This is a genomic window from Pseudoalteromonas sp. APC 3358, assembly GCF_030408075.1.
In the GTDB taxonomy this organism is placed as follows: domain Bacteria; phylum Pseudomonadota; class Gammaproteobacteria; order Enterobacterales; family Alteromonadaceae; genus Pseudoalteromonas; species Pseudoalteromonas arctica.
The window spans coordinates 61,782-82,692 of record NZ_JASDCE010000015.1; the positions used below are offsets into that span (position 1 = coordinate 61,782).

The following is a 20,911-nucleotide window of genomic DNA, read 5'->3' on the forward strand; positions in this document are numbered from 1 at the left end:
AAATATAAACTTACATAAACATTTATAAACCCCCTCCAAACAGAAGCATCTTATTTTTATTTAAACAACTCCTTAAACCAAGCCCATATCCCAAAAGAGTAATTACTAAATATATCAATACCTAAAGCCGATTTAACTAAATAAATAATAAGTAGCAAAATTGTAATAACAAAAAAACTAAACATAGATATAGTAATTGCCTGCGATATAGCTGCTATTTTTTGCTCTTTTTTACTAAGTTCTCTTCTGTTACGACCAGCCAGTAAAACGAAATAGTATCTGTATTTAAAAAACTTAATTACACCTCTGCAATCCACTGCATGCTGACCCCACTGCCTTGCGCCTATAGCCACTTTTAGATGAACTAGCTGTTCTTCGGTAAAACTATCCTGCACATCACTAGGCATGCGGTTTAACAAACTACGGATAGCTGGATCTGCTTTTAATTTCGACAAGTTATTAAAATCCGTTAATTAATAATTAATTAAACCACAAAGTTAAAATAAAATTATTTAAAGCTAGTTCTATAAATAAATTAACTAAAAAATTTCGTTTTGAATAAATATAAAGCAAACTTCGAATTAGTTATAAAATAACGTTTCCACATCCGCCTCGGCTCTTGTAAAATCCTATAAAACCATTCGAGACCTGCATTTTGCATCCACTGCGGTGCACGTTTTACCTTCCCTGCAACAACATCAAACGTACCACCAACACCCATTACAAAATCAACACCAAGTTTGTCTTGCCACTTATTGATAAAATTTTCTTTTTTAGGTGAGGTAATGGCAACAAACAATAACTTAGCTCCCGACTCACGTATTTTATTAACGACAGCTTCCTCATTATCCCAAAAGTAACCATCGTTATAACCCGCGATTGTTAGATTAGGATTTTGCGCTGTCACATTATCAACTGTTTTAGTAACGACCTCTTCGGTAGCGCCGAGTAAAAAAACAGGAAAATCTCGGTTGGCACTCATGGCTAAGAGCTCATGAAATAAATCAACACCAGCAACACGTTCTGGTACATCATGACCTAAAAAGCGGGCCCCAAACACGACGCCCATACCATCTATATTTATTAAATCACACGCTCTTACTGAATCAGCTAAAACAGGATCTTTTTGCATGTTCACAATTTTTGCCACATTAACTACCACGTGTTGTAAAAATTGCTTTTTCTCTATTCTACTTTCAATAAAAGAAACTGTTTCTTCCATTGTTGCTATATCCATAGGCGCTTTTAAAAATTCAATACGTTTCATTGCTGTGTCCGCTTTTAAAGTTGTTCAGTAGCCGCACTTTTTGTGCTGTTCATTTTTTTACGATTAAAATAAGCAAACGAATAATAAACCCACGCTTGGGTCCAACGTACGTAGTTTATTTTATTAGTAAAAAGCTTATTTTTTTGATAAATAAAGCGCTGCTCTTTTGATAAATACAATGTTTCAATAGATCGGTTTATTATTTTTTCAGCCATAGCAAAGTCTTCGGCTGTTTTACCGACTTTTAATAACGTAAAAATAGCTTGCGAAACACTATGCATGTCTAATGGGTAACGGTTGTTATTATAATATTTAGCTGTACCGTCTTTTTCGAATAGATGCTCTTTGTAATATTGTAATCCTAGCTTAATAGACTCTTCAAATTCATCTGTATTTAGAGTGTCACTTAATAAGCGTAATGCTTCTAAATTGTAGCCTGTGTGAAAACCGTCTATAAATTGATGATGATGGCGAGCGCCATAAACCCAAGAGCCATCAGTTCCCTGACCTTTTACTGACTGGCGCGCAGCGTTTAAAGCAAGCTGTTTATAAGGTTCATTGCTTGTAAGTGTAGCCACTTTTGCTACCCATGCAGCGCCCCATAGACTAGCGTTATGTACAAATGTATTTTCACCTGGTATGTAGCCAAAAAACTGTTTATCATCACTTTCTTTGTATAAAGTTTTAACTATAAAATGAGCACTATCAAGCGCTGGTTCTCTATATTTATTTCCGCCGGTCACTTCACTTAATGCGTATAAAGCTTGTGCCACATAAATAGTAGTAATAACGTTGGGCTTACCTTTTGGCACAAAAAAAGCGCGTGCATTCCAGTCAAAATGATATCCCCAACAACTATGTAACCAAGTAGTTTTATCGCTTTGCTGGGTAAGTAACCAGTCAGCAAGTTCTATGGCTTCATCTAAATATATTTGCTCATTCTTTGCTTTATAGTCTTCCAGTAAACCTAAAATAAATAAACCAATTCCTTTAGGATTACGCTTTTTTGGTACCCCGCATAATGGTCTTAAGTTTACTGCTGAACGTTTATGTAACTGAATCCAAGCAAGCCCAACAAGACCCCTTTTTAAACGAGGGAATAATTCAAATAGCTTACTATTGAGTCCATCAAATGGGTCTTGTCCTGCATAATCATCACTTTTAGCGATAAGAAACATTTTTTTTGTTATTAAACCAACCTGACAACTCATTTCTCCGCCCTTATAATTAATTTCTGGTAGTAATTTGATAAGCTTTTAGCTACTACATCATCTTTAAAACACTCTAAAAACTTACCCTTGGCAGCCTTTCCAAATTGAATTCGCTTGTCTATGTTATGTGTGAGCTCATTTAATGCATCAGAAATTTGCTCTATGTTACCTGGTTGTACTAACAAGCCATGAACATTGTGTGTAATTGCATCTTCTACTGCACCTACGGGTGTTGTTATAACAGGCAAATCTACGGACATAGCTTCAAGAATACTCATAGGTAGGCCTTCAGCATAACTTGGTAGTACAACGACATCAGTGCGAGATAGTAGCTCCAGTTTTTGTTCTTTATCGATCCAGCCCAAAACTTCAACTTTGTCTGCAATTTTTAATGTGCTACATAAATCATGGATTTCTTGAATGTTGCCATTCCCTGCAATTAGTAAACGAGCATTATCGCAAGATGACAATGCAAAAGCATTTAACAAATCTTTAATGCCCTTACGCTGTGATAACTCTCCCATAAAAGTAAAGTTGCAAGTATCGTGTTGTACTTTATTTAATTTAATTTCAGGAACTGGGTTGAATAAAACATTCCAATTTCTATCCGTTAATCGCTCAAATTCTTTTACCCAACTAGTTCCTAAACACAAACATAATTCATATTTTTTAAACGTATTAATTACTCTGCTTTTTTGTTTACTATTTAAATTATCAAAAAATTTATCCACTTGCGCTGCATGGCATTGATAAATCGTTGGTATGGAAAAAAGTCTCAACCAAAATAAAAAATAACTTTTACGCTGAAAACTTCCTTTTAACGAACCATGTATATGCGCAACATTAAATCGTTTAAATAATAGTAAGAAAGGAAAATATATTGCCGAAATTAATAACGAAAAGTACTTATTACCCCACCCACTTGGGTTGTGAGAGTGAAAATATTCTATATCATGCTCTTTATTTAAAAGATCATTATCCATAAATGTGGTAACTACTGAGGCAACACCACCCTTAGCTTTATTAGAAACACTAATGACTAAAATTTTACTTTTCAATTTTATAATCCCTTACAGTTTTACTGTATAATTTTCCATAAACTTATTTTTCAAGCCCCCTAATGCGGACTGTAATCCGTCAATACCAAATAATGTATTGATTTCAATCACTACAATTCCATTATTTGTTATAGCAATATCCCAGCCGGTTAAATTCAAAATTATATTTTTATTCGCAAGTTCTAATATTTCATTTTGAATATTTAACCAATTAGGAATTTTTAAATTTTTAAATTTAAAACCGGAGTCTGGATGTTCATAAAAACGCTCTAAACCATATTCTTGTGTCGCATAATCTCTAAAAGCGTGACCGGTTAATAAATCAATACCTATAACAAGGCCTCCTGCAGATGTATTGTCTATTTCACTACCCTTCGACCCCATTCTAAGCGTCGTAGCTATTATCTCTACTTGCCCTTGGGTATTTCTTTTTGTAATAACTCTAAGTGTGTTTACACTGTGAGCATAGACGGCTTCGATATCCAAATGCTGTGAAATAGCTTCTTCTATAACAAAATCACCTTTCAACTTACTAACATAATCAAAATTTAACTCTAAATCAGAGCCTTTAATTTTATAAACATCGTCTTGCTTTTTAGCAATTAAAATTCCGCTCCCCCCGCGCCCATTTGCAGGTTTAATAAATAGTTTAGCACTATGTGAGAAGCTCAATAATTCTGAAAAACTATCGTTATTTAGTGCAATACCTTTTGAATTAAAAATATAGTGAGTCTTTTTCTTAGCTATGACATTTGCCGCTGGGAAGTTCATTCCATCAAATAAAACATCCATTACTATTTTATCTTCTACAATATTAAGTAATGCTTTAGAGTCATCATACTGCGGAAATATAATCTTATAAAAATAATAACTAGGTATAAATTGCTTCATCTCATCAATGGTCAACGTACAGTTAGCTGAGTAAAAATCATGATTAAAATATTGCAAGGGAAAACACCCCCAATACTTTTTCAATGCTTTAATTTCAAACTTCATTACAGCAATGTCTTTTTTATCCGTAGATTGCTTAAAACGCTGCATATTTGCTTTGTACCTATAATTAAACTTAATTAAATAAAGGCACCGAATTTTTTCCATAACTGTATGTTTTAATAACTGTAACATTTTCATATTGCTACCTTTGCAATTCACAAATAGCTTGTCTCATTTTGCCATTTTTAGTTCTAATAAAATCATTAACTACAGTTATAGTGACTTCCATTTTATGGCCTAACCGTTCTTTAATATTAATTATTAATTTTAAGCGCTCAGAGTCGGTAAAATCTGAATTACAAGTAACTAGAGCTTCTATTTTCATTAACTCTTTTTGAATAAATTGTGTACCTAGCAAACCATTAACGCCTTTAGGTATATGGTTTAGTATATGTACCTTTTGACCATCCTCAGCGACCAAGTAATCGCCAACCCGACCTTCTATACTCTCAACAATAGGGAATACTCTTCCACATGCACATGAAGTTTTATCAGATAAAATCACATGATCACCCGTTTTATAGCGTATTAATGGGTAAAGTGAATTATTGTAATTAGTACCTATTATTTCAGCTCTTTCCTTGCCTTCTTCGTTTTTACCTGCCGAAATTAATTCAACGTGAGAGTAATCCGTTAGGATATGATAAGACCCGTGCTCACAACTGCCAATAGCTGCAACACGTTCAAAAAGGCCATACCAATCAAATACTGTACATTTAAATCTTTTTTCGACTAATATTTTATCTTCTTTTGCCAAAGACTCCGATGAGGTAACTATCGACTTCAATACACCTGGGTAATATAAATCATTAGTATCTAAGTATTTTGCGAGTGTGACTATTGAAGATGGGTATGCTTGAATTATTTGCGCATCAAAATCAGCCATTGCTTTAATATAACTAGATAAATGCTGCTGACTCATATGAAATGAAGAAAGCATAATCATGTTTTCAAAATAAGAGTAACGCCAAAATGGCGCTTTTTTTTGATTTAAAGGAACAATCATATCCCCTCTTATCCATGCTCTTTTATCACCATCCTTAAAGCCAGCCCAAGCCATCATCCTGTTGACGAATGCTTGCTCAATAACTACAGATTCCATATTCTGTAAGATTGTCAAAGGAGAGCCTGTAGTCCCACTAGTTGCACCTTTAATTATTGGTCCATTTCTTTTTGAAGACAAAAATTGGTCTTTATTTTCATTAATAGTTTTTTTATCTATAAAAGAAAAATCGCTTATTTCTTTTGCATTCGTTTTATAAAACTCAGTATTTTGGGTCGCTTCATTAATTATTTTTTTTTGCATTTTAGTTTGGTAACTACTTAATGCGTTAATATCAAAATCGTGAGTCATCAGTTCACTAGTAAGCTTTGCGCACTCTTTATTCTCACGTAGTTTCTGCCTTATGAAAGCTCTAATACTTAATAAAAAATTTTGAACTAAAATAGGGCTTAATTGATATATTTTATTCGTAAACATTAATAGTAGTCCTTTGGAACGTTCGATTTAATTATTTTACCCGGTACACCAGCTACAACACTGTTGTCTGGCACATCAATAATTACAACGCTATTAGCACCAATAACACAGTTGTTACCAATTTTTACTTCCCCTAAAATTTTAGCTCCTGTAGCTATAAAACAGTTATCACCGATCACCGGAACATTAATCGACCTTGACTTGCCCCCAATAGTAACATTTGAGCCTATTATACAATTATTACCTATTACAACTTTTTTGTGTATAACAACACCTATACCACCATAAGCGAAGATAGTTTTGCTACCTATTTTGGTTTCAGAGAAGATAGCGCAGTTATGAATAAGTCTAATTAAAACAGTAAAAAACTTTGGTAATAATGGAATTCTCTTACTATAAAAAAAGTGACCTAATTTATGCAGTAGCATTATGTTTTCCCGCCGTATTGTTAAAATTAAATATAATAAAGAAAATGCCAATTAATTTAGCAGAAGCTCCTCCCACTATACGATCAGCCCTTATGCTTTTTGTAACAACTGAACTTGGCGCAATTGCAACAGATTTAAAACCTATAAATATATCATTACAAATTTTAGATATCTCAAGAAATAGATATAACATAGCTGCTTCAACACCAATCTCGATACTGCAATTTCGCCAGATAATTGTGTTATTGTGTATACACCTATGTCTTTGGCAAGAGAGATACTTATTTTGTAATGACACGATAATTATAAAAACAAACAATTGTGATAATTTTGGAAAAGTATTATCCAGTTTGGTATATGTATAATCTCCTAAATTTTTCTGTGATTAGCAATACAGCTAATTAACACAAAAATAAACCAGATACTTACCGAGCCAAGTAAGAAAGAGGTTTCAGTGATATTATGTAAAATAATGAATATATAAAGCGGTAAAATTAAGAAGAAAGCTTTACTTTCTCTCAGCAAAAGAATCCCAGCTAATACGGTCAATAAGAAGTATGTAAATATACCCACTCCAACAATCCCAATAGATAATAGCAAATCAGTATAACCGCCATCTGAACTAGCTAAACCGGCTGCCCATAAAGGATCAGTCTCATAAATATCAGTAAAAAATATCTCTGAATACTCACCCTTATCCCAAACTGAGCCGAAGCCTAACCCAAAATTCATACGATCTACATTATCAAGTATCAGAGTCATCCAAATCCGCCCTCTACCCGTTAAAAAGTCGTCATTATAATGGTAATATAGGTAATCAGTAATTTCATATTGATATATGTATATTATTGTGAATAAAAAAAACACAAATGGTAAAGAAAAAACTCTTAAACTTGAACTTACTAAAATTAAATTTTTATTGTCTATTTTACTTAATAAATATGTAACTATTATACTAATAAAAACAAGTGATATTGATGTTTTTGAAAGAGAAAGAAGCAAGAAAACTAAAGCTACACATAAATATAATTTATCATAAATTTTTAGATTTAAGATTTTAAATTCAGAGTACGAAAAAATTATAATTATTGATATCGCAATTATAAAACCAAATGAATTTTTATGATTCGTGATTCCCTTAGCACCATCTAAAGAAATAAACGATAGAGGAGCAATAAAAAAGTAAACTAAATTAACAATAATGAATAAAATAGCTGCTAATTTTAAATTTAGTAATATTCTATCTACGGTGTAACTATAAGTCACAAGTACACAAGTAAACAAAAGCAATACTTGCGTTATTGATGTGTATCTTGACTCTGAGGGCCAAATAGACCATAGCGATGTAATGAAGCACCAAATTATTACTAATATAAAAGGCCAATTTAAGAGCGTTATTTTTGATAGATTGACTATGTTTTTTATATTTATAAAAAGCAGATAAGAAAAAAATAAGAATAGAAATTTTTTATTATGCTGACCATTTCCAATTATATATATTGAAAAAAAAGAGAATAAAACAATTTCAGAAAAAGGAATTGTTTTTTTATATAGTTTAACTAACATATTTAACCTTTAAATTATAAAATACGCACTTTTCCTGAAACCACCACTTTATTGCTTTCTATAGTTTTTGTTACAACCGTTCCTGCACCAATTTTGGTATTATACCCAATTGTAATCTCTCCAATAACAACTGCATTAGCTCCTATATCTACATTATCCTCAATTACTGGAGAGCCTGTCTTGGACTTACCGTTATTACCAATAACAACTCCATTACGAAGTTTTATATTATTACCTAACGTTACCTTTGGGTTAACTACTAAACCAAAACCATGATATATAGAAAGTCTTTTTCCTACTCGAGTTTTTAATGGTAATTCTACACAAAATACCCACTCAACTAAAACTCTGTAAAAAACTTGAAATAAATAATATGGTAAAGGAGATATTTTTTTTCTTTTCCTGTATAGAAGATTACCACTCCTGTATAGGATCATGATTAACCTAGATTTTGGATCAACATTTACTGAATAATCTTGAAATATACTCATTTTAATCATCCTTAATAATTCTAATGTAATAGTCGTTATAAGACTCACAAATTACTTTTTTTGAAAAGAGATCTTTTACATCGACACAGTCTTCACTTGTGGGTCGTTTTCCAAACTTTGCATGGCCGCATGCTATTTGAGCAATCCCATCGTAATCGTCATAATTAACAATCGAAAGATTTTTTATAGTTTGCTTTGATGAAAAAAAATCTTCTATTACGCCAGTTTTACTTGCTATGGTAGGTAAGCCTGTAGAAAGCATTTCGATCGGCACTAGCCCAAAAGTTTCTTCTTCTGATAAAAAAATCCCAATATCAGAATTTAGATACAGTTTTTTGATATCTTTTGTTTCTAACTTTCCTTTAAAAAGTATATCATCCGTGAATTTGGCTTCTTTGATCATTTTTTTTAATTTATTGAAATAAACATGATCTGTTATTGGTCCAATAATAGTGAGAGAAGCTTTTACACCTTTATTTTTTAAAATCTCCATAACTTTTATTATATGGTGGATACCTTTTCTTTGCGTTAATAGCCCACATGTAGTTAGTTTTAAAGTTCCTGTGCTTACAGTACTCATTCTTTCTGAATTAGTAGAAAAGTAATCTTCAATAATTGGATTATAAATTACTTCTAAATCTTTATTAAATTCATTTTTTATAACGTTTTTTAAATTGTTACTTACACACGTATAATTATTATCCATCTTATTTGCTAAAAATGGTATTAGATCTTCATATATAATATTATTCAAAAAAGAACGCGATTTTCTTGCTATTTTTTTATAACCATGGATTGTTATAACTGATTTAGATTTTATAGAAAAGTTTACTCCCCAAGCCATCAAATGACTATGCACTAAATCAGGTTTTAAAATAGATATCTGATCTTTAATATTTCTATATATAGTGATTATATTAGGTAAAAAGCTTCCATTGTTAACATTAAAAAGAGTTACTGATATATTTTCATTCAACTTTATTACCATGCCATTTATTTCAACACGATTACTAGGGTCAAACATTAGGATGTTATATGTAAAGCGTGGATCATTTATTTCAAGGAAACCTTTTAATAGCAGCTGACATACAGAATCAACTCCACCTGTACTTTCACTTCCAAAATTAAGTGTAGACATAGGCATTATTAACATAATTTTATAACAATTTTTTTCTGAAATCATAACAATCCAAGTTTATTTTTTAATATATTTCTTAATCTCATAAAAAGTGAAGGGCAGAAAATTATTATTTTTTTCTTATAGCTAATTTTTTTATCAAAAATCAATTTTAAAAATACTTTATTACTGTCTCTTTTTAATTTTTTTGGTAGGGTAAAATTCAAACCTAAAGTTTCATGCAATTTATATATAACAAATAAGACATTCAGTTTAAGGTGATTAATTTCAGGTTCTTTTCTATTTATAATACTTATGTAAAAATTAATCATAGTTGGTATATATTCATACTTAACATTCCTTGTAGCTCCATTTACATTATAACGATAAGCATATAGCTTTTTATTTATGTGATAAATACTCTCACTTTCACTATATATTTTTTGCAAAAGAATTAGATCTTCACAAAATTTAACGTTAACAGGGAATAAATTAACCTCAAAAAAACGACGTCGAATTACTCTCAAAGGTGGATAAAATATTGATTTGCTGAAAATATCAGCTATAACTTTACTAGTATCTAACAAGCCAAATTTATCATGCGTATAAATAATAGGGTTTTCATTTATATCAGCATCAGTTTTAAAACTTACGCAGCCAAACTCTAAAATATCTACTGAGTACCTTTTAAGGTTAAAGAAAATATCAGAAAAATACCCTGGTAATATATAATCATCCGCATCAACAAACGTAATATAATCACCAGTGGATTTTTTTATACCATTATTTCTTGCTGTACTTACTCCTGAATTACTTTGATTAATTACTTTAAATAATCCTGATTCAAGCTGATCATTGTAGCATTTCTCAATTATTTCTTGAGTTTTATCAGTAGAGCCATCGTTAATTATTATTACTTCAACGTCAAATGAGCAATTCCATTGTTCTAAAATAGAGTTTAAAGACTCTATAATGTACTTTTCACCATTATAGACGGGCATGATAATTGACAATGTTAACATTTAATTTTTACTCGCTAATACATAGTTAATATTTTTATAGGTTTGAATTGGAGCAATAAACACCCCTAATATAGCTCGCATTGCCATGGTAAAAATATGACGTGTTTTTTTAAATACAGCATAAAAAAATAAATCCGCAATAAAAAAAGATAAAACTGAGACTATTGCTGCGCTATATAATCCATACATTGGTATTAATAAGTAATTCATACTTAAGCTAAAACTTGCAGCGACTATAGATTTTATTAATTCAAATTTGGCTAAATTCATTAAAATTAACATACGTGAAAATACTGCAGCTAAATATATAACTACTACTTTCCAAATGAGAATTTTTAAAATAGGTGCAGCATCAATAAAATCATCACCAAACAGTAATTTAACAATATCGTCAGCAAATATGCCTACAAATATTGCACTAAAAAGTCCTAAAACAAATAATATTTTTATAAGACCTGAAAAAAAATAATCAAGATCTTCACTTTTTTCATCAACTTTTTTTACTAAAGGCAAGTAAAACGCCATCGTAATGATTGTACCCACAAAAGCAAATTGCATAATTACTTTTCCCGCAGCACTGTAAATACCGGCATCAGCCTCGGTCATCATACTTGTTATTAATACAATATCTGCCTGTATGAAAAGTGGATATATCGCACCTGCAATTAACAAGGGTTTAGCTTCTTTTAGTACTTTTTTTAAAATATTAAAATCAAAATGCAGCTCTATTTTTTGTGTTTTTTTATACTCATAAAACAAGAATAAAAATTGAAATGCTGCTTGCAATGGAATAAAGGCAATTACATATTCATAGGGTAACTTTAAATATAAAGCATAAAAAAGATACATTAGAGCTATTAATCTTGAGCTTAATGCTGACATTCCAATATTTTTTGGTAAGTTAACTGATTGAAAGTAAAGTTTTATAACAGTAGCTCTGGAGAAATACACCGAAATTGAAATCCAACAAAAAATAACAAACACGTCGGTTTCTACATGCCCATCACCCATGTGCCATATAATGGTATAAATAATTGCACATTGAGTAACCCAAGCTAATAACTGAGTTATAAATATTGTTGATATATATTTAGTATTAGATGGTTGGCGGGCTAAATCTTTTACAATAATATGGTCTAAACCAAGTACAGTTATAAATACTGTTAAAGCAGATATAGCTTGAATATAACTTAACTTACCCAAACTTTCAGGACCAAATAAGCGTGCAACTAGTACAACACTCAATAGTCCAAAAGCTATGGTAGTAAGATTTTCCAACCCATACCAAAATATTTTTCCGATGTTATTTTTTCTAGACATCGACTTATATAGCCTTAATAATATATTTTATAAAATCTAATATCATCTGCTTATATCCCTCTATTCGATTTCATTTTTCGAACATATTATTTATATATTTTGCTGGTGAATTACAGTTTATTACTTTAGCTGGATTCCCTACTGCAGTTGCATTTTTAGGTATATCTTTAACCACTACAGCACCAGCACCTATGGTAACATTACTTTCAATAACAACGTCTTCCACAATACATACCAAAGGCCCTATGTATACATTATTACCAATAGAGGCAGCTTTGCCGTGATTGCTGCCTATATTTACAAATTGACTGATATTGCAGTTAATTCCAATTTCTACTGATGGGCTAATAACGATTCCAGTTGCATGCCCTAAATAAAGTCCGGCGCCAATTTTTGCTTCTTTAGGTATTTGAATCTGATATTTAATTGAAAGATGAGTATGCATATATCGAGCAAAAAGTTTTAATATCGAATTACTGGAGCTAGTAAGCCTTAACCAAAATGTATATTTAAAAGATCGATTATTGTTTAATAAATTTTTTATTAATAAATTATTTGAATAACGGCCAGTTTGACGGCTTAAGTCACTTTTAATTAGCTCAAATGGAGTCATCATTTAACTTACATTATCCCGCGCGTGTCTATAACAACTTTTGAGGCAAATTCTGTTTTATCTGCTGCTTTAAATTGTTTGTGATCTACTAGCACTACTATAATATTAGCTTGCTCTAATGCTGTTTCTAATGTTGTAAGCTCTACACCTTTTGATGAAAGCTTTTCAGGTAATTCTTGTATATTAGGTTCTACTGCTAAAATTTTACCTACGTTTTGTGTGGCTAGCTCTTGTACTATTTGTAATGCAGGGCTTTCACGCAAGTCGTCAATATCGGCTTTAAATGCAAGCCCTAAACACGCTATAACTGGGCGTTTAAACTCGTCAGCGGCTTTAGCTATTTTACTTATTACGTAATGCGGTTTTGCATCATTTGTTAAACGCGCTTGTTTAATTATTTTTGCTTCGTCTGGGCAGCTAGCAACAATAAACCACGGGTCAACAGCAATACAGTGTCCACCAACACCCGGGCCTGGGTTAAGTATATTTACGCGAGGGTGGCGATTAGCTAATTTAACTAATTCCCACACGTTAATTTTAAGCTTGTCGCAAATTACAGATAATTCATTAGCAAATGCTATATTTACATCGCGAAACGAGTTTTCTGTTAGCTTTGCCATTTCGGCTGTACGTGCATTTGTTACTATGCACTCACCACGTACAAATGTTTCGTATAACTTTACTGCTTTTTCGCTACATGTTTTACTCATACCACCTATAACACGGTCGTTAGATACCAGCTCTTGCAGTACATAACCTGGTAATACGCGTTCAGGGCAATGTGCGACGTTAATGTTGGCTGCATCGCCTTTATCTTGTGGGAACGATAAATCAGGGCGAGCTTCACTTAGCCATTGTGCTAGCTGCTCTGTTGCACCTACTGGTGAAGTTGATTCTAAAATGACTAAATTCCCTTTTTCGAGTACAGGGGCAATAGTTTTAGCTGCAGATTCTATGTAGCTTAGATCTGCTTTATGATCACCGCTTTCGCTATGGATAAATGGTGTTGGTACTGCAACCATAAATACATCCGCTTTTTCAGGAACAGTTGTAGCGCGTAAGTTACCTGTAGAAACAACACCACGTACAATAATATCTAAATCAGGCTCTACAATATGTATTTCACCAGCGTTAATTGTATCAACCGCTTTTTGATTTACATCTAAACCAATAACGTTAATCCCTCTTGAGGCTATTACAGCTGCTGTTGGTAACCCTATGTAGCCTAAACCTACTACTGATACTGTTTTAATTGTCATTACAAAATCCTTTAAAAAACGTTTTATTGCACGTTAAAGTGTTGTTTAATTTTTGAAATAATACGCTCACACGCTTTACCATCACCATATGGGTTATGAGCTCGGCTCATTGTTTGGTAATCAGCTTGATTTGTTAGTAGGTTTTTAACTTCATCTATAATTCGATTTTTATCGGTGCCTACTAATTTAACTGTACCTGCAGCAACTGCTTCTGGACGTTCAGTTGTATCGCGCATTACTAAAACAGGTTTACCTAAGCTTGGCGCTTCTTCTTGTACGCCGCCTGAGTCAGTTACTATTATGTGGGCTTTACTCATCAGGTATACAAATGGCAAGTAGTCTTGAGGTTCTATAAGTTGTACGTTTTTAACGTCTTTTAAAATACGATTTACAGGCTCACGTACATTTGGGTTTAAATGCATAGGGTAAAGTACTTGCGCCTCTGGATGTGCAAGTGCTATTTCTGTTAGTGCTTCGCAAATACGTTCAAAACCACCACCAAAACTTTCTCGTCTGTGGCCTGTTACTAAAATTAGCTTTTTACTTTCGTCTAATTCTGGAAACTTTGCTTTTAACGTACTTATTAATACTTCATCTGTTTTTACTTTATCAACAACTTGTAATAGTGCATCTATTACGGTGTTACCCGTTACAACTATGTCGCTTAAATTAACACCTTCGTTAAGTAAGTTTTGCTGTGAAGTATCGGTTGGTGCAAAGTGAAGTTTTGTAATTGCACCTGTTAATTTGCGATTTCCTTCTTCTGGCCAAGGAGACCCTAAATTACCTGTGCGTAAGCCTGCTTCTACATGCCCTACCGGAATTTGTTGATAAAATGCAGCAAGGCTTGCTGAAAGTGTTGTACTTGTATCGCCATGAACAAGTATTAGGTCTGGCTTAAACTCTTCCAAAATAGGTTTTAAACCTAAAAGGATGTTTGTAGTTACATCGTATAAGCTTTGGCCTGGCTTCATTATGTTTAAGTCGTATTCTGGTACAATTTCGAATAAGTCTAAAACTTGGTCTAGCATTTCTCTATGCTGCGCGGTAACGCATACTTTAGCTTCAATACCATCAGCTAAGTTTAATGCTTTTACCAATGGCGCCATTTTAATAGCTTCAGGGCGCGTACCAAAAATACTTAATATTTTAATAGCCATGACTGTCCTTAATTTAAATAATTTAATTTATTAATTACTTGAAGTAAGTAATTCTTTAACTCGCCCAGTGAACTCTTGACCCATATGGCTTGATTGCATTGCATATTCGACATTAGCAAGCATATAACCTAACTTAGAACCACAATCATGTGACTTACCTCTTAGATGGTATGCTTCTAGAGTTTCCAAATGACGTAATTGTAATAATGCATCAGTAAGCTGTATTTCACCGCCCGCACCCGGTGGGGTGTACTCAAGCAAATCCCAAATAGCGGTAGATACAACATAGCGCCCTGTAATAGCTAAATTACTTGGGGCATCAATGGTATTAGGTTTTTCGACCATGTTTTTAATAGCAGTATTTTCGCCTGCATTTATTTTTTTACCGGCTAAATCAACCACACCATATTGATGCACTTGCTCTTGAGGCACTGGCTCTACCATTACTTGGTTGAAGCCTGTTTTATCGAATCGGTCGATCATTTGGCTTAAATTATCAGTTTTTGAATTTGATTTATATTTATCGATAATTACATCGGGTAGCATTATCGCAAATGGGTTATTACCAACAATTGGACGCGCTGCTAATACCGCGTGGCCTAAGCCTAGTGGTGCTGATTGGCGCACAGAAATTACCGTTACATCTGTTGGTACTATTGAGCGAACCTCTTCTAGCAGGCTACGTTTTACACGTGCTTCTAGCGTGGCTTCTAGCTCAAAGCTAGTATCAAAGTGATTTTCTATTGAGTTTTTTGAAGCGTGTGTAACCAATACTATTTCTTTTATGCCAGCGGCTACAGCTTCGTTAACTACATATTGGATTAAAGGTTTGTCTACCAGAGGGAGCATTTCTTTAGGGATGGCTTTTGTGGCTGGTAACATACGCGTACCAAGGCCTGCTACAGGTAATACTGCTTTTAAAACTTTCACTTTAATTCCTTTCATTATTTTGCTAACAGCAAAAAAAGGGATAACTAAAGCTGAATCCCTTTTAAGCGCTTCACAAGCCTTGTGAAATTGCTATTATACACAACACAATAATGCACTCAATAATTAAAGAGTACTTTTTGATTGTTTTTTTGTTAAATTTATGTTGCATCGAATTCGATTTCATCACACTATTTCAGTACTCCCATACTTTTTGGTGATCTACCTTTCCAAAGCTACCAATACTATACTAGCCTTGTTTAGTTATTAGGGATCACAGACTTAAAGGAACATTTGTGCGTTTAAGGTTTTACATTTTATTATTAGTGTCTTTTTTTGTATGCGCACAAGATATGCTTTTGTATTTACGCAATAGCGATATAATTGCGCGCGCTCAAAAACAGTATGGTGATGAAGGACATAAACGCATTAAAAACTGGCTAAGTTTTATAGATGAATCGGCTGATAAAAGTGAATGGCAAAAAATCCATTTGGTGAATGACTTTTTTAATAAGCACATTAAATACAAAACCGATGATGAGCTTTGGCACCAAAAAGATTATTGGGCTACCCCGCTTGAAAGCTTAGGCGTGGGTATGGGTGATTGTGAAGACTACGTGATTGCCAAATATTTTACCTTAATAGCACTTGGCGTACCCGAAGATAAAGTACGTTTAATGTATGTACGTCAAAAAACAGTTAATCAACCTCACATGGTGCTTATATATATTGAAACTCCTAATCAAATCCCCTTTGTTTTAGGTAACTTTAATACTAAACTACTGCCCGCTAATAAACGCCCTGATTTAACACCTATATATAGTTTTAATGGCCAAGGTTTATGGTTAGCCAAATCAAAAGGGTTAGGCAATAAAGTAAAAAATAGCCGTGGTGTTTCTGCCTGGAACACCATGCTAGAGCGAATTGAACAAGGTGAGCTTGCGCCCGCCAAAAGTGATAAAGGAACACCGAGTTATGTCTCGACTTTTTAAAAATGGATTGAGTTTAAAAACCCAAGTATATGGCCTTATTATATTGATTTCGGTACTTTCGTTTTTTGTACGCGTAATTACCGACGTTGATACCACTCGTCAATACTTACAAACACAAATGGGTAGCCACGCGCAAGATACAGCAACAAGCTTAGGGCTTTCTATATCCCCCTACCTTGAAGAAGATAGCTTAATGATTGCCCAAACCATGGCAACCGCTATTTTCGACTCAGGTTATTACAAACAAATAAAATTTACTAACGCTGATAGTAACGTGGTATTTAACCTAACAAGCCCAAAACGCGTTGAGTCTGTACCTAATTGGTTTATTACAGCAGTAAAGCTTAAAGCCCCTACTATGCAATCAGAATTAAACAATGGCTGGATTATGGCTGGAGTGCTTGAAGTAACAAGCCATGTTGGGCAATCGTATTTAACGCTATGGGAACATACTAAACGCAGTTTTTATGGCTCTTTATTTTTATTAGTAGCGTCGCTTGCTGTGGCATATTTAATATTACGTGCTGTATTTAAACCTTTAAAGGCAGTAGAAAACCAAGCCCACCTGGTAACGCGTAAACGCTTTACATTAAACGACGAAATACCTGTTGCGCGCGAGCTACGTACTGTAACAAAAGCCATTAATAATATGGTAATGAACCTACAAAGCACCTTTGACTCCTTAACAAAGCAAACACAAGCACTTACCGATGAAGTATATGTAGACTCACTCACAGGGCTGGGTAACCGCCGTTCGTTTGAAAATCACTTTAACTCAGTGGTTGACGCCATTACTAGCGACACTCCAATCACTGCAATGATGATTACTCTCCCCTCACTTGCTAATATTAACCAAACTGTAAGTTACCAAGATGGTGACGAGCACGTACATGATGTAAGCGTTACTTTGCAAAATGTAATTGGTGCTTTAACTAATTCTAAAATATTTAGACTTAACGGTAGTACTTTTATTGCTTTAGCACCATTCGATATGCAATTTTTAAATAGAACACGCCTTGATATAAATGATGCTTTTAGTAAAAAGAAAAACAGCTTACACGTAAATGGTTTTGCTAACTTAGCGTTAGTAAGTGTTGATAAAGGCTCGTCTATTGGGAGTGTACTTTCAGCTCTTGATACTGGCTGTACTATTGGCGATTCGGCTGTAAATAAAGTAGATAAAGATACTTTGTTTAGTGTTAAAGAGTGGCGTTCGCTTATTCAGTCAATTATTGCTACTGGTGAAGTTAGTTTTTCGGTGCAGCCAGTTAAACGCACTAACTCACAAAACAAGCAGTGCTACTTTGAGGTGTTTGCTCATTTTACGCATGAAGGCGAAAAGGTTAATAATGGCCATTTATTTGCTATGGCCGAAAAGCTTAACTTAACCGAAGAGTTAGACAAAAAAATAATTCGTAACTTTGTAAACATTAAAGAGCAATACCCTGACGATACATTCGCATTAAATATTAGTAAAGCTTCGTTGTATTCAACTGACTTTATTGAATGGCTTACTCTTTATGCTCACACTAAATCAATTATTAAAACAAACTTGATTTTTGAATTGCATGAAATTAGCTTACTTTATAACGTACATGTTGCTTCTTTACATATAGATACAATAAAAGATATTGGCATAAATGTGTGTGTTGAACACTTTGGTACTAGTTTAACCTCGTTTAGATACTTACAAGGGTTAGATATAGAATATATAAAAATAGATGGTAGCTATATTCAAGATTTATTAGATAACACCCAAAGCCAATTTTTTATTCAAACCGTTAATAATATTTGTCATGGCTTTGGTATTAAGGTTTTAGCCTGTTTAATTGAAAAACCTGAAACTTTAAAGGTACTTGAGGGTTTAGGTTGTGATGGTGTACAGGGTAATTTGATAATGCCGCCAACCAAAATAATAAAAACTAATGATAATGGCGCAAATAAAGAGTTTACTTTTTGCACCGATGCGCTAAAATTTTGTAATTAATACTCTACCAAGGGACAAGAGATGAAATCATTTATATTGGCCAGCTTAATCGCTGGTGCATCTGCACTTACAGTTTTACCAAGTTATGCACAAACGGATACTGATGCAGTCGTACAAACTGAAGGCATGACTAATTTAGTCAACGTTTTAAATAGCGCAACTGTTGAAACAGCTCCAGATCAGCTTAAAGCAGACTTAGTAGCGGCTATTAACGGCGTATGTACAAATTGTACTGCTGCCCAAGTTGATTCTATGATGACTGTAGTTGTAGACGCTATTGGTGCTGATAGCCCACTTATTGCTGATTTTTTAGCTGCACTTGTAGCCGCTGGCGTTGACAGCGATACCGTTACACTTGCTGCTATTACCGCTGGCGTTGATGCCACTGTTGCCTCTGAAGCAACAGCAGCTGGCCCAGGTGGCGCTCCAACTCCAGTAGCTCCGGTAATTGTTACTTTACCAACAACTCCAGTACCACAAGGTGCCGGTGGCACAGGTGGCGATGAAGGTATATCTGAAGTCGGTAACTAATCGTTAATAAAATAATAAAAACGCAGCCTTTTGGCTGCGTTTTACTTTATATGGCTTATTTTTTTAGCCCTTCTTTTAGGCTCTTAGTTTAGAGAACCCTGTGAATCGTTTTATATTTTTTTTACTATGTGCAATTTTATTTTTGCTGCCATTACCATTAGGTAGTTACCGCCCTTGGGCAATTTTAGCAATGGGGATCTTAATTAGCGCTACCTTTTTCATCCATTTAGTTTACAGCAGTATTAATAACGAGCACCCTTTATACCCTCCTTTATATTCTTGGCCCTTATTTACTGTACTCGGTATAGTTGCGGGTGTATGCGCAGTACAAATATTTACCGTAAGTGTTGACCCATTTCAAACTAAACAAATGCTTATTAAAACAAGTTTTATGATTTTATTTTGTTGGCTACTATTTATTTATTGTAATACTGAAAAGCGTATTAAAAATTTAATATATGCAATTATAAGTGCCGGCGTTTTTCAGGCTTTATATGCCACTTATTTAAATTTATCGCCAGATATAATTAGCCCGTTATTTGGCTATAAACATACCGACCGTGCTATTGGTACGTTTACTTACTCTAACTTTTTGGCTAACTTTTTAGCTTTATGTTTGTGTTTAGGTATTGGTGCTTTAGTTAGCGAGCTAAAGCGCTCTACTAGCGATTACAAACACACATTAAAACAAACGCTTCGTGCTTGGACTGAAATACTTTTAAGCTCAAAAATAATTTTACGTATTTCGTTAATTATTATCATTGTTGCGTTAATTTTAACGCGTAGCCGTATGGGTAACTCGGCATTTTTTATTGCATTAATGGTTGTTAGCTTACTCGCGTTTTTTATTTACAGGCAAAAGCCTAAAGCGTTTAAACTACTTATAGTTAGTTTTTTTATAATCGATTTAATTATTATCGGCGCTATATTTGATGTAGAAAAAGTTAAACAGCGTATAAGCGAAACCAGTATTTCATCAGAAACCCGCGACGAAGTTGTACGTGATTCAATACCCCTCATTTTAGATAAGCCTTTGTTAGGCTCTGGTGGTGGTACATTTTATACTGCGTTTCCGGCGCATCAGTCTGAGCCTTATTCAGGTTACTACGATAACGCCCATAACGATTACGTACAGTTTGCAGTAGAGCTGGGTATACCCACTACAGCTGCACTGGGCTCACTTATACTCTACTGTTTATGGTTATGTATAGCGACTATGCGAAAGCGTAAAACAGCGCTGTTTCAGGGTGTTGCCTTTGGTTGTGCCATTGCAATTATAGATATGCTGCTACACTCGTTGGTAGATTATTCTTTGCAAGCCGGTGCAAACTCAATATTGTTTATGACTATTTTATGTTTGGCGATATTAAGTAGTAAATTACCCGCGTCTAAACGAAGCCGAAAAGAGCATAGTTAAATACAAAGCCAAGTAATTACCTAATACAAAGTAATTAGAAGCTGCGCTTCTCACGCGAGCAAGCTCAGCGTA

20 protein-coding genes are annotated in these 20,911 nt (G+C 33.7%); 4 read left to right on the forward strand and 16 right to left on the reverse strand.

Going from position 1 to position 20,911, the window contains the following annotated elements:
* Nucleotides 1-56: 56 nt before the first annotated feature.
* The 16 genes from QL995_RS18755 to galU form a co-directional block, all read right to left on the reverse strand.
* Nucleotides 57-455, reverse strand: coding sequence for a 3-phosphoshikimate 1-carboxyvinyltransferase (locus tag QL995_RS18755; RefSeq protein WP_290294839.1), 399 nt, complete (start codon nt 453-455; stop codon nt 57-59).
* Between the two features lie 80 nt (nt 456-535).
* Entirely contained in the window at nt 536-1,267 is a 732-nt protein-coding gene (locus tag QL995_RS18760; RefSeq protein ID WP_290294840.1) for a WecB/TagA/CpsF family glycosyltransferase, read from the reverse strand.
* Nucleotides 1,268-1,281: 14 nt separating this feature from the next.
* Nucleotides 1,282-2,478: an aspartate-semialdehyde dehydrogenase gene (locus QL995_RS18765; protein ID WP_290294841.1), complete on the reverse strand. Its 1,197-nt coding sequence runs from the start codon at nt 2,476-2,478 to the stop codon at nt 1,282-1,284.
* Complete coding sequence (locus QL995_RS18770) at nt 2,475-3,536, reverse strand: glycosyltransferase family 4 protein (RefSeq protein ID WP_290294842.1); 1,062 nt, start codon at nt 3,534-3,536, stop codon at nt 2,475-2,477. The genes QL995_RS18765 and QL995_RS18770 overlap by 4 nt, the downstream gene beginning before the upstream one ends.
* A 12-nt stretch (nt 3,537-3,548) precedes the next feature.
* Nucleotides 3,549-4,667 (reverse strand): sugar-transfer associated ATP-grasp domain-containing protein, encoded by a 1,119-nt coding sequence (locus tag QL995_RS18775; protein ID WP_290294843.1) that lies wholly within the window; start codon nt 4,665-4,667, stop codon nt 3,549-3,551.
* Nucleotides 4,668-4,671: 4 nt separating this feature from the next.
* Complete coding sequence (locus QL995_RS18780; RefSeq protein ID WP_290294845.1) at nt 4,672-6,009, reverse strand: phenylacetate--CoA ligase family protein; 1,338 nt, start codon at nt 6,007-6,009, stop codon at nt 4,672-4,674.
* Nucleotides 6,009-6,437: a DapH/DapD/GlmU-related protein gene (locus tag QL995_RS18785; RefSeq protein ID WP_290294846.1), complete on the reverse strand. Its 429-nt coding sequence runs from the start codon at nt 6,435-6,437 to the stop codon at nt 6,009-6,011. The genes QL995_RS18780 and QL995_RS18785 overlap by 1 nt, the downstream gene beginning before the upstream one ends.
* 369 nt (nt 6,438-6,806) lie before the next feature.
* The gene (locus QL995_RS18790; RefSeq protein WP_290294847.1) at nt 6,807-8,003 is read right to left on the reverse strand and encodes a hypothetical protein; all 1,197 of its coding nucleotides are present in this window, start codon (nt 8,001-8,003) and stop codon (nt 6,807-6,809) included.
* Between the two features lie 14 nt (nt 8,004-8,017).
* The gene (locus tag QL995_RS18795) at nt 8,018-8,494 is read right to left on the reverse strand and encodes a serine acetyltransferase (protein ID WP_290294848.1); all 477 of its coding nucleotides are present in this window, start codon (nt 8,492-8,494) and stop codon (nt 8,018-8,020) included.
* A 1-nt stretch (nt 8,495) separates the two neighbouring features.
* On the reverse strand, nt 8,496-9,677 hold the full coding sequence (locus QL995_RS18800; RefSeq protein ID WP_290294849.1) for a VpsD family glycosyltransferase: 1,182 nt from the start codon (nt 9,675-9,677) through the stop codon (nt 8,496-8,498).
* On the reverse strand, nt 9,674-10,633 hold the full coding sequence (locus tag QL995_RS18805) for a glycosyltransferase family 2 protein (RefSeq protein ID WP_290294850.1): 960 nt from the start codon (nt 10,631-10,633) through the stop codon (nt 9,674-9,676). Before QL995_RS18805 ends, QL995_RS18800 begins: the two co-directional genes overlap by 4 nt.
* On the reverse strand, nt 10,634-11,953 hold the full coding sequence (locus QL995_RS18810; protein ID WP_290294851.1) for a flippase: 1,320 nt from the start codon (nt 11,951-11,953) through the stop codon (nt 10,634-10,636).
* Nucleotides 11,954-12,023: 70 nt separating this feature from the next.
* On the reverse strand, nt 12,024-12,569 hold the full coding sequence (locus QL995_RS18815; protein ID WP_290294852.1) for a serine acetyltransferase: 546 nt from the start codon (nt 12,567-12,569) through the stop codon (nt 12,024-12,026).
* 5 nt (nt 12,570-12,574) lie between these two features.
* A complete protein-coding gene (gene wecC, locus QL995_RS18820) occupies nt 12,575-13,825 on the reverse strand; it encodes a UDP-N-acetyl-D-mannosamine dehydrogenase (protein WP_290294853.1) in 1,251 nt (416 codons plus the stop codon).
* A 23-nt stretch (nt 13,826-13,848) separates the two neighbouring features.
* Nucleotides 13,849-14,985 (reverse strand): UDP-N-acetylglucosamine 2-epimerase (non-hydrolyzing), encoded by a 1,137-nt coding sequence (gene wecB / locus QL995_RS18825; protein ID WP_290294854.1) that lies wholly within the window; start codon nt 14,983-14,985, stop codon nt 13,849-13,851.
* A gap of 30 nt (nt 14,986-15,015) precedes the next feature.
* Nucleotides 15,016-15,915, reverse strand: coding sequence for a UTP--glucose-1-phosphate uridylyltransferase GalU (gene galU / locus QL995_RS18830; protein ID WP_290294855.1), 900 nt, complete (start codon nt 15,913-15,915; stop codon nt 15,016-15,018).
* Between the two features lie 293 nt (nt 15,916-16,208).
* Between galU and QL995_RS18835 the strand changes: the two genes are divergently transcribed.
* The 4 genes from QL995_RS18835 to QL995_RS18850 all read left to right on the forward strand — a co-directional run bounded on the left by QL995_RS18835 (nt 16,209) and on the right by QL995_RS18850 (nt 20,839).
* Nucleotides 16,209-16,904, forward strand: coding sequence for a transglutaminase-like cysteine peptidase (locus QL995_RS18835; RefSeq protein WP_290294856.1), 696 nt, complete (start codon nt 16,209-16,211; stop codon nt 16,902-16,904).
* Complete coding sequence (locus QL995_RS18840; protein WP_290294857.1) at nt 16,888-18,891, forward strand: EAL domain-containing protein; 2,004 nt, start codon at nt 16,888-16,890, stop codon at nt 18,889-18,891. The genes QL995_RS18835 and QL995_RS18840 overlap by 17 nt, the downstream gene beginning before the upstream one ends.
* 21 nt (nt 18,892-18,912) lie before the next feature.
* A complete protein-coding gene (locus tag QL995_RS18845; protein ID WP_290294858.1) occupies nt 18,913-19,422 on the forward strand; it encodes a hypothetical protein in 510 nt (169 codons plus the stop codon).
* Between the two features lie 100 nt (nt 19,423-19,522).
* The gene (locus QL995_RS18850) at nt 19,523-20,839 is read left to right on the forward strand and encodes an O-antigen ligase family protein (protein WP_290294859.1); all 1,317 of its coding nucleotides are present in this window, start codon (nt 19,523-19,525) and stop codon (nt 20,837-20,839) included.
* Nucleotides 20,840-20,911 lie beyond the last annotated feature (72 nt).